Source organism: Streptomyces sp. NPDC057694 (genome assembly GCF_042799415.1).
Classification (GTDB): domain Bacteria; phylum Actinomycetota; class Actinomycetes; order Streptomycetales; family Streptomycetaceae; genus Streptomyces.
Genome location: NZ_JBHVIX010000004.1, coordinates 490644 through 501138, shown reverse-complemented (window position 1 = coordinate 501138; position 10495 = coordinate 490644). Strand labels below are relative to the sequence as shown.

Here is a 10495-nt window from a genome sequence, read left to right as displayed (position 1 = left end):
TTGATAGGCCGGATCTGGAAGCACCGTGAGGTGTGGAGGTGACCGGTACTAATAGGCCGAGGGCTTGTCCTCAGTTGCTCGCGTCCACTGTGTTGGTTCTGAAACCACGAACAACCCCATGCCATGGTCACGGTGTGGTGCGGTTGACAGTTTCATAGTGTTTCGGTGGTCATAGCATGAGGGAAACGCCCGGTTACATTCCGAACCCGGAAGCTAAGCCTTATAGCGCCGATGGTACTGCAGGGGGGACCCTGTGGGAGAGTAGGACGCCGCCGAACAAATTTTGAGAAAACCCCCGTGCCATCGGCACGGGGGTTTTCTGCGTTTGGAGGGACCCCTCGCGTCCGCCGGGCAGGGCTGAGGGTAAAGTCAGGGGGCATCGTTGGCTTATTTACCCAGGAGGCCCCCGGGTGGAGGTCCAAGAGACCCGTGTCCAGACAGACCGGGTCCTCACCATCCCGAACATCCTCAGCATGGCGCGGCTCGTCGGCGTACCCCTGTTCCTGTGGCTGATCCTCAGGCCAGAGTTCGGCGGGCCGAAGAGTGATGGATGGGCGCTGCTCGTGCTCGCGCTCAGCGGCATCAGCGACTATCTCGACGGGAAGCTCGCGCGCCGCTGGAATCAGATCAGCAACCTCGGCCGGCTGCTCGATCCCGCTGCCGACCGGCTCTACATTCTGTCCACGTTGGTCGGGCTGACCTGGCGCGACATCCTTCCCATTTGGTTGACGGCTGCACTGCTTGCGCGAGAACTGCTTCTTCTGGTGATGGTGGGGATCCTCAGGCGGCACGGCTATCCGCCGCCCCAGGTGAACTTCCTGGGCAAGGCGGCCACCTTCAACCTGATGTATGCGTTCCCGCTCTTGCTGCTCAGCGACGGAAGTGGCTGGATCCATGAACTCGCTGCTATTTTCGGATGGGCGTTCGCCGGATGGGGTACAACGCTGTATTGGTGGGCAGGGATCCTCTACGTGGTCCAGGTCCGCCGAGTTGTCAAGGCGGACTCCACGGCCGATTGAGCTCGCCAATGCGCGTCGAGGGAGACGAGGTCGCTCCCGCTGTCCTGGCGGTGAGCGATTCATGACGGGCACAGTCGGCTAGACCGTCGTCTCTCAAGGAGGACGCTTCCGACATGAAGGCCGTCGTGATGGCCGGAGGCGAAGGCACACGCCTTCGCCCCATGACCTCGAGTATGCCCAAGCCGCTCCTGCCGGTGGCCAACCGGCCGATCATGGAGCATGTGCTGAGGTTGCTCAAGCGGCATGGGCTCAGCGAAACCGTAGTCACCGTTCAGTTCCTGGCTTCGCTCGTCAAGAACTACTTCGGAGACGGCGAAGAGCTCGGTATGGAGCTCACCTATGCCAACGAGGAGAAGCCACTCGGCACCGCCGGAAGCGTGAAGAACGCGGAAGAGGCGCTGAAGGATGATGCGTTTCTCGTGATCTCCGGTGACGCTCTGACCGATTTCGACCTCACCGAGCTCATCAACTTCCACAAGGAAAAGGGTGCGCTCGTCACCGTATGCCTGACGCGCGTTCCCAACCCTCTGGAATTCGGCATCACCATTGTCGACGAAGAGGGGAAGGTCGAACGATTCCTTGAGAAGCCGACGTGGGGACAGGTCTTCTCGGACACTGTGAACACGGGCATCTATGTCATGGAGCCCGAGGTCTTCGACTATGTCGAAGCGGATGTGCCCGTCGACTGGTCCGGTGACGTCTTCCCGCAGCTGATGAAGGAAGGCAAGCCGGTCTACGGATACGTGGCCGAGGGGTACTGGGAAGACGTCGGTACGCATGAGAGCTACGTGAAGGCCCAGGCCGACGTGCTCGAACGAAAGGTCGACGTCGAACTCGACGGATTCGAGATGTCTCCGGGTGTCTGGGTCGCCGAGGGCGCCGAGGTGCACCCCGACGCCGTGCTCCGCGGGCCGCTGTACATCGGTGACTACGCCAAGGTCGAAGCCGATGTGGAGATTCGCGAACACACCGTCGTGGGCTCGAACGTCGTCGTGAAGAGCGGGGCCTTCCTGCACAAGGCCGTCGTCCACGACAACGTCTACATCGGGCAGCACAGCAATCTGCGCGGCTGTGTCGTCGGGAAGAACACCGACATCATGCGGGCCGCCCGGATCGAGGACGGTGCCGTCATCGGGGACGAATGTCTCGTCGGTGAGGAATCGATCATCCAGGGCAACGTGCGGGTCTATCCGTTCAAGACGATCGAGGCCGGCGCGTTCGTCAACACGTCGGTGATCTGGGAGTCGCGCGGGCAGGCCCATCTGTTCGGGGCCCGTGGTGTCTCCGGGATCCTCAACGTCGAGATCACGCCGGAACTCGCGGTGCGGCTCGCCGGAGCGTATGCGACGACCCTCAAGAAGGGGTCGACCGTCACGACCGCCCGCGACCACTCCCGCGGTGCGCGAGCGCTGAAGCGGGCCGTCATCTCCGCCTTGCAGGCCAGCGCCATCGACGTACGGGACCTGGAGAACGTGCCGCTGCCCGTGGCCCGGCAGCAGACGGCCAGGGGAAGCGCCGGCGGGATCATGATCCGTACGACGCCCGGAGTACCGGACTCCGTCGACATCATGTTCTTCGACGAGAGAGGAGCCGACCTCTCGCAGGGCAGCCAGCGCAAGCTCGATCGCGTGTACGCACGCCAGGAGTACCGCAGGGCGTTCCCGGGAGAGATCGGCGATCTGCACTTCCCTTCGAGCGTCTTCGACTCGTACACGGGATCGCTGCTCAGGAACGTCGACACCAAGGGGATCGCCGACGCGGGGCTCAAGGTCGTCGTCGACGCCTCCAACGGCAGCGCCGGGCTCGTGCTGCCCAGCCTCCTGGGGCGGCTCGGCGTCGACTCGCTGACCATCAACCCGGGGCTCGACGAGTCGCGGCCCACCGAGACCGCGGACGGACGGCGGTCCGGACTCGTCCGGCTCGGGGAGATCGTCGCCTCGGCGCGGGCCGCCTTCGGCGTCCGGTTCGACCCGGTCGGTGAGCGGCTCTCGCTCGTCGACGAGAAGGGGCGGATCGTCGAGGACGACCGGGCGCTGCTGGTGATGCTCGACCTCGTGGCCGCCGATCGCCGCAGCGGGCGGGTCGCGCTGCCGGTCACCACCACCCGGATCGCCGAGCAGGTCGCCGCGTACCACGGGACGCAGGTGGAGTGGACGACGACCTCGCCCGACGACCTGACGCGCGTGGGACGCGATGACGGGACCATCTTCGGAGGCGACGGGCGCGGCGGATTCATCGTGCCCGAGTTCAGCAGTGTGTTCGACGGGACCGCCGCCTTCGTCCGGCTCATCGGACTGGTCGCGCGGACTCAGCTGACCTTGAGCCAGATCGACGCGCGGATCCCGCGGGCCCATGTGCTGAAGCGGGACCTGGCGACACCGTGGGCCGTCAAGGGTCTCGTCATGCGCCGGGTCGTGGAAGCGGCCGGCGACCGGTCCGTGGACACCACCGACGGCGTGCGGGTCGTCGAGGCCGACGGGCGCTGGGTCATGGTGCTGCCCGACCCGGCCGAGGCCGTCACCCACCTGTGGGCCGAGGGCCCCGACGACGCCTCCGCGCAGGCGCTGCTCGACGAGTGGACGGCCATCGTGGACAGCGCCGGCCGCTGAGCCCGGTACGGGGGCCGGTCACGCTCCGATGGGGGCGGTGACCGGCCCGTCCGTGGGGCCATTCGGAGGTAGCGGGCACGACGTGCGACGATGTGCGGCATGCCGCAGCAGCACCCCGTTCGGAGCAGCCCCAAGCGCCCCAGGCGCCCCGATGCGTCCATGTCGCTGCTGACGAACGTGATGGACCACAGCCTGGACGACGGGTACGCGGAGGCCGCGGCCCGCAAGCGGGCCCAGGGGCAGAGCGGGCTGCCGAAGACTCTGCGGGCGAAGCTGGGGCTCGCCGCGGGCCTGGTGCTGGCCGCACTGGTCGTCACCGTGGGGGCCGCGCAGGCCCGGATCGCGGCGCCGGTCGTGGCCAAGGAGCGCGACGAGCTGATCGACCGTATCGACCGGGAGACCGAGTCCGCGGACAGGCTCGAGGGCCAGGTCGACTCGCTGCGCACCGATGTGGGGAACAAGCAGCGCGAGGCGCTGAAGAAACACGGTGGCGAGCAGGGCGAGTTGGTGGGGATGCTGTCGGGGGCCGTCGCCGTCCACGGGCCGGGCGTCAAGCTCGTCGTCGACGATGCCAAATCCGCCCAGAGCGGTACCGGCGGTCCGCGCGAGAGCGCCGACTTCTCCGACACGGGGCGGGTGCGCGACCGTGACATGCAGCGCGTCGTCAACGGCCTGTGGCAGTCCGGGGCCGAAGCCGTGAGCATCAACGGGCAGCGGCTCACCGCACTGTCCGCCATCAGGGCCGCCGGTGACGCGATACTGGTCGACAACAAGCCGCTGGTGCCGCCGTACACGGTGCTCGCGGTGGGGGACGGGCAGCGGCTGAGCACCCGGTTCCAGAACAGTTCCGACGGGTTGTACCTGCATGCCCTGACGGAGAACTTCGGGATCCGGAACAGCATTTCGACCCAGGACGACGTCAAGATCCCCGCCGCGCCGAGCGTGATCGTACGTACAGCACAGCCGAGAGCAGAGCAGAAGGGCACATCGTGATCGCCGTACTGGGCCTCGTCGTGGGAGTCGTGGTCGGGTTGTTCATCCGGCCCGAGGTTCCGGCGGTGGTGGAGCCTTACCTTCCGATCGCCGTCGTCGCGGCGCTCGACGCGGTGTTCGGCGGGCTGCGCGCCATGCTGGACGGGATCTTCGACGACAAGGTGTTCGTCGTGTCGTTCCTGTCGAACGTCGTCGTGGCCGCGCTCATCGTCTTCCTGGGCGACAAGTTGGGCGTGGGCGCCCAGCTGTCGACCGGTGTCGTGGTGGTGCTCGGCATCCGGATCTTCTCCAACGCCGCCGCCATCCGGCGGCACGTGTTCCGGGCGTGAGGCCGATGAATCCGGACGAGACTCCACCGCCCCCCGAGCCGGGGGAGACGCCGGAGGGCGCCGAGCCCCCGTACCGGCTGCGCAAAGAGCTGCCGGCCGAGGTCCGGGCGACCGTGCCGGAGGAGGCCAGGGCGGAGCCGGAGGGCGAGCCGAAGCTGACCGGACGTCAGCGGCTGGTGAAGGGGCTGTGGCCGCCGCGCGTGTCACGCGCTCAACTCACCGTCGCCGTGCTGTTGTTCGTACTGGGCCTCGGACTCGCCATCCAGGTGCGGTCCAACAGCGACAACAGCGCTCTGCGCGGTGCGCGCCAGGAAGATCTTGTGCGCATCCTCGATGAACTCGATGACCGGACTCAGCGTCTGGAAGATGAGAAGCAAGGTCTCGAGGACCAGCGCACCGAGCTGGAGAACAGTTCGGACCAGGCCGAGGAGGCCCGTAAACAGACTGTCGAGAAGGAACGTCAACTCGGCATTCTGGCGGGCACCGTGGCGGCACAGGGTCCGGGGATCACGATGACCGTCAGGGACACGAAGGGGGCCGTCGAGGCGGACATGCTGCTCGACGCGATCCAGGAGCTGCGAGCGGCGGGCGCCGAGGCGATCCAGGTGAACGGGGTGCGTGTCGTGGCCAACACGTACCTGACGGACGGAACCGGAGGGAAGGGGGTCAGCGTCGATGGACACAAGATCACCCAGCCGTACACGTTCAAGGTGATCGGAAAGCCGCAGGACCTCGAACCGGCCCTCAACATCCCCGGAGGCGTGGTGCAGACGCTGGAGAAGGAGCAGGCCACCGTGGACGTGAGCCGTTCGGAGAAGATCGTCGTGGACGCCTTGCGAGCGGCGCGACAGCCTGATTACGCTCGGTCGTCCTCCCAGTGAGGCGCGTGTGCATGGGGGATGTAGTGCGAGGGCATGAGGTTGCGGGGGGTCGGCGCACCGTAGGCGGGGTGCGTGGTGGAAACTGTTTGTCGGATACGGACGTTGTGAGGATGTCCGTGTTCGTGATGTACGCCGATGTGTGCAGTCAGGGTTCGTCCTGCCCCACGGGCGGGTCTGTTTCGGTCAAGGGGAATCGCCCGTGAAGTTGTTTGCGAAGTTGTTCGGCAAGAGCGCACGTGAGGATGGTCGTCACCGTGCGTCGCGCCAGGGAGACGTGCCGGAGACACAGGTGGGCGAGCGCCCGCTCTTCCGGGATCAGGTCGGTGGTGACAATTCGGGCGGACAGGGCGCGTCGGCTGTTGACCCTGCCGGTTCCGGCCGCATAGGTTTCGGGGAACCGTCAACCTCAAGTACGGGTGGAGGGTTTGGCCCTGGCCCGTACGCGTCCGAAGCCCCCGCGGGGCAGCCGCGGCAGGAGGATCCGTCCATGTCGGCTCTCGTATGTCAGAGGTGCGGGAACAGGAACGGCGAGAACAGCCGGTTCTGCTCCAACTGCGGTGCGCCGCTGCGGGGCGGGGCGGCGGCCGAGGGGCCGTCGGAGACCACCTCCACGATCTCCATCTCCGGTCTTGAGTCCTATGACCCCGAGGCCACCGGTCAGACGCAGCTTCCGACCCTGTCGCCCGAGGCGCAGGCCGCGGTCGACGCGCTGCCGTTGGGCTCGGCGCTCCTGGTGGTGCGGCGCGGCCCGAACTCGGGCAGCCGCTTCCTCCTCGACGGTGAGCTGACGACGGCGGGGCGCCACCCGCAGAGCGACATCTTCCTGGACGACGTGACCGTGTCGCGCCGCCATGTGGAGTTCCGTCGCGTCCAGGACGGCTCGTTCACCGTCGCCGACGTCGGCAGCCTCAACGGCACGTACGTGAACCGTGAGCGCATCGACTCGGTGACGCTGAACAACGGCGACGAGGTGCAGATCGGCAAGTACCGGCTGGTCTTCTACGCGGCGACCCAGCGAGGTATCTGACCCACCAGCGAACCGTCAGGAAGGTCCATGCTTCACACACCGAGGGGCGGTGCCGGCAGCGGCACCGCCACCGCGGACAGTCGGCTGATGAGCATCGGCACCGTACTGAACGTGCTGCGCGACGAGTTTCCCGAAGTCACGATCTCCAAGATTCGGTTCCTGGAGTCGGAGGGGCTCATCGAGCCACAGCGGACGCCCTCGGGCTACCGCAAGTTCAGCCCGGAAGACGTCGAGCGACTCGCCCACGTCCTGCGGATGCAGCGGGACCACTACCTGCCGCTGAAGGTCATCAAGGAGCAGCTCGACGCCCTGGAGCGGGGCGAGACCCTGCCCGTGCCCGCGCCGGGACGGCCCGGTGACGCGGCCGTGGACGAGAGCGGCGACGCTCCGACCGCCGCCCGCGTCGGCCGGGACGAGCTGCTCGCCGCGGCCGACGTCGACGAGGCGGAGCTCGGCGAGTGGGAGTCCTACGGGCTGATCGCTCCGCTGCCCGACGGCGGCTACGACGCCTCCGCCGTGCTGGTCGCCGAGCTGATCGGTGAGCTGGGCCGGTTCGGTATCGGCCCGCGCCACCTGCGGCTCATGCGGGCCGCCGCGGACCGCGAGGCGGGCCTGGTGGACTCGGTCGTCGCACCGCTGAAGGTGCACCGCAACCCGCAGACCAGGACGCTCGCGCAGGCGCGCGCAAAGGAGCTCGCGGGACTCACGGTGAAGCTGCACGCGGCACTTGTGCAGACCGCTCTCGGGGTGCGTCTTCCCTGATCGCAGGGGCGGGTGAGCGCTGCCGGCCCGGCATGCGGCGCATGCCCGACTACCCAAACCTGCCGGGCACGTCCTAGGGTTGCTGTGTGAACGAGCTCGACGTCGTAGGTGTCCGGGTCGAAATGCCCTCCAACCAACCGATCGTGCTCCTGCGTGAAGTGGGAGGCGACCGCTACCTCCCCATCTGGATCGGACCGGGGGAGGCGACGGCCATCGCCTTCGCTCAGCAGGGCATGGCCCCCGCGCGTCCGCTGACGCACGACCTGTTCAAGGACGTGCTGGAGGCGGTCGGACAGGAGCTCACGGAAGTACGCATCACGGACCTGCGGGAAGGCGTCTTCTACGCGGAGCTGGTGTTCGCGAGCGGCGTGGAGGTCAGCGCCCGCCCGTCGGACGCCATAGCCCTCGCCCTGCGGACCGGTACGCCGATCTTCGGCAGTGACGGGGTCCTGGACGACGCCGGGATCGCGATCCCGGACGAGCAGGAGGACGAGGTGGAGAAGTTCCGCGAGTTCCTCGACCAGATCTCGCCCGAGGATTTCGGGACGAACAGCCAATGAGTGGTACATAGCGACCCGCGGGTCGTGAAGAGAGGCGGTCGCCTGGTGGCGGCCGCCTCCGCGCATTCGGCTAGCCTTTCCCCGCGGTGGGGTACGGGAAACCACTCTTAGGGTGATTATCACTCGGCGTGGCGAGTGTGGCGTTCGTTGACGCACCCCCAGTGACTGCCTACCGTCGAGAAGGCAGGTCATAAGAGGAGGTCGGCGTGAGAAGCAGCGGCGACGGTACGGCGACGGGCGGTCCGTACTCGTTTCACGGCAGCGCGGCCGATCACACTCCGCAGCGCCCGCAGGCGGTGCCTGCGGTGGCGGGGGCGGATGGCGACGCGACGTCCGAGCAGATCGGATACCGGGGACCGACCGCGTGCGCGGCGGCCGGCATCACGTATCGCCAGCTCGACTACTGGGCCAGGACCGGCCTGGTCGAGCCCAGTGTGCGGCCCGCGTACGGGTCGGGGACGCAGCGGCTCTACAGCTTCCGGGACGTCGTCGTCCTGAAGGTCGTGAAGCGGTTCCTGGACACGGGGGTCTCCCTCCAGAACATCCGGACGGCGGTGCAGCATCTTCGGGAGCGGGGCTTCCGGGATCTGGAGCGCATGACCCTGATGAGCGACGGCGCCACGGTGTACGAGTGCACGTCGCCGGACGAGGTCCACGACCTGCTCCAGGGCGGGCAGGGGATCTTCGGCATCGCCGTGGGGGTCGTCTGGCGGGACGTGGAGAGCGCGCTGTCGCAGCTGCACGGGGAGCGCGTGGACACCGGCGAGACCATCGTCAGGACCAATCCCGCGGACGAACTCGCGAGGCGGCGGGGCCGGGCCGTGTGACGGTCGTGCGGCCGCGTTGTCAGTGGCGTAGGGCAGCATCGGAGGGGTGAGGACCGCACCGACGATTCTGCATCTCGACATGGATGCCTTCTACGCCTCCGCGGAGCAGGCGGCGAAGCCCAGCCTGCGCGGGAAAGCGGTGGTCGTGGGCGGGCTCGGGCCGCGCGGGGTCGTGGCCACCGCGTCGTACGAGGCGCGCAGATTCGGGGTGCACTCCGCCATGCCGATGGGGCAGGCGCGGCGGCTCGCGCCGAACGCCGCGTACCTCGTGCCCAGGTTCCGGCTGTACCGGGAGATCAGCGAGCAGGTGATGGCCCTCCTGCGGGAGCTTTCGCCGCTCGTGGAGCCCCTGAGCCTCGACGAGGCGTTCGTCGATCTGGAGGCCGGTGAGAGGGCCTGGGACGCGCGGTCCGCGGAAGCCGTGGGGCTGCAGTTGCGCCGCGATATTCGACGGGTGACCGGGTTGAGCGGATCCGTGGGGATCGCCGTGTCCAAGATGCTGGCGAAGATCGCCTCCGAGGAGGCCAAGCCGGACGGGCTGCTGCTGATACCGCCGGGGACCGAGCGGGAGATGCTCGGGCCCAAGTCCGTGCGGATCCTGCCGGGCGTCGGCCCCGCCACCGGGGACCATCTGCGCCGGGCCGGGATCCACACGGTCGAGGAGATCGCCGAGGCGGGCGAGGACGAGCTCGTACGGATGGTGGGCAAGGCCCATGGCACCCATCTGTACGCGATGGCGCTCGCGCGGGACGAGCGGCCGGTCGTCGCCGAGCGGGACTCCAAGTCCGTGTCCGTCGAGGACACGTACGACGTGGACATCCATGACCGGGTGCGGGTCCGTGTCGAGGTGCAGCGGCTCGCCGACCGGTGTGTGGAGCGGTTGCGGGCCGCCGGGAGATCCGGGCGGACCGTGGTCCTCAAGGTGCGGCGGTACGACTTCTCGACCCTGACGCGGTCCGAGACGCTGCGGGGGCCCACCGATGATCCGGGGGTGGTGCGGGAGGCTGCTGCGCGGCTCTTGGAGGGCGTGGACACCACCGGGGGTGTGCGGTTGCTGGGGGTCGGGGTCACGGGGCTTGCCGACTTCACGCAGGAGGATCTGTTTGCTCAGGCGGCTGCCGCCGTTGCCGCTTCCGCTTCCGCTTCGGAGGAGGCGGGTGCGGTTGCGGGTGCGGCTGCGGTTGGGCAGGAGGCAGCTGTGGCTGAGGTGGCGGACGGAGATGTGGGTGAGGAGCCCCCTGTGCGGCGGTGGATGGCGGGGCTCGATGTGCGGCATGCCGAGTTCGGGGCCGGGTGGGTGCAGGGGAGTGGGGTCGGGCGGGTGACCGTGCGGTTCGAGACGCCCTATTCGGTGGAGCCGGGGCGGGTGCGGACGTTTTCTGTTGACGATCCATTGCTGGAGGCCGCTGATCCGTTGCCGCTTGTTGAGGTGCCCGTCGTGCGCTGATGCGTCTGCCGGGACGGGGTGCGATGGCGGGTGCGCGTGCG

At 68.0% G+C, this 10495-nt stretch carries 10 protein-coding genes and 1 rRNA gene; all 11 read left to right on the top strand.

What is annotated here, in order from left to right:
* Positions 1 to 161 precede the first annotated feature (161 nt).
* The 11 genes from rrf to ACFVDP_RS14400 all read left to right on the top strand — a co-directional run bounded on the left by rrf (position 162) and on the right by ACFVDP_RS14400 (position 10454).
* Positions 162 to 278 (top strand): 5S ribosomal RNA (gene rrf / locus ACFVDP_RS14450).
* Positions 279 to 410: 132 nt separating this feature from the next.
* The gene (locus ACFVDP_RS14445) at positions 411 to 1019 is read left to right on the top strand and encodes a CDP-alcohol phosphatidyltransferase family protein (protein ID WP_383488520.1); all 609 of its coding nucleotides are present in this window, start codon (positions 411 to 413) and stop codon (positions 1017 to 1019) included.
* A 113-nt stretch (positions 1020 to 1132) separates the two neighbouring features.
* The gene (locus ACFVDP_RS14440; protein WP_383488518.1) at positions 1133 to 3628 is read left to right on the top strand and encodes a sugar phosphate nucleotidyltransferase; all 2496 of its coding nucleotides are present in this window, start codon (positions 1133 to 1135) and stop codon (positions 3626 to 3628) included.
* 90 nt (positions 3629 to 3718) lie between these two features.
* Positions 3719 to 4621 carry a DUF881 domain-containing protein gene (locus tag ACFVDP_RS14435; RefSeq protein WP_383488515.1) on the top strand — a complete coding sequence of 301 codons (903 nt, stop codon included), beginning with the start codon at positions 3719 to 3721 and terminating at the stop codon, positions 4619 to 4621.
* Positions 4618 to 4950, top strand: coding sequence for a small basic family protein (locus ACFVDP_RS14430; RefSeq protein WP_111663691.1), 333 nt, complete (start codon positions 4618 to 4620; stop codon positions 4948 to 4950). Before ACFVDP_RS14435 ends, ACFVDP_RS14430 begins: the two co-directional genes overlap by 4 nt.
* Positions 4951 to 4955: 5 nt before the next feature.
* Complete coding sequence (locus ACFVDP_RS14425; RefSeq protein ID WP_383488512.1) at positions 4956 to 5831, top strand: DUF881 domain-containing protein; 876 nt, start codon at positions 4956 to 4958, stop codon at positions 5829 to 5831.
* Positions 5832 to 5913: 82 nt separating this feature from the next.
* On the top strand, positions 5914 to 6858 hold the full coding sequence (locus tag ACFVDP_RS14420) for an FHA domain-containing protein (protein WP_383488593.1): 945 nt from the start codon (positions 5914 to 5916) through the stop codon (positions 6856 to 6858).
* 27 nt (positions 6859 to 6885) lie between these two features.
* Positions 6886 to 7620: a MerR family transcriptional regulator gene (locus tag ACFVDP_RS14415; RefSeq protein WP_383488509.1), complete on the top strand. Its 735-nt coding sequence runs from the start codon at positions 6886 to 6888 to the stop codon at positions 7618 to 7620.
* 86 nt (positions 7621 to 7706) lie between these two features.
* Positions 7707 to 8180 (top strand): bifunctional nuclease family protein, encoded by a 474-nt coding sequence (locus ACFVDP_RS14410; protein WP_005475662.1) that lies wholly within the window; start codon positions 7707 to 7709, stop codon positions 8178 to 8180.
* Positions 8181 to 8386: 206 nt separating this feature from the next.
* A complete protein-coding gene (locus tag ACFVDP_RS14405; protein WP_383488506.1) occupies positions 8387 to 9007 on the top strand; it encodes a MerR family transcriptional regulator in 621 nt (206 codons plus the stop codon).
* Positions 9008 to 9053: 46 nt separating this feature from the next.
* Entirely contained in the window at positions 9054 to 10454 is a 1401-nt protein-coding gene (locus tag ACFVDP_RS14400) for a DNA polymerase IV (protein WP_383488503.1), read from the top strand.
* Positions 10455 to 10495 lie beyond the last annotated feature (41 nt).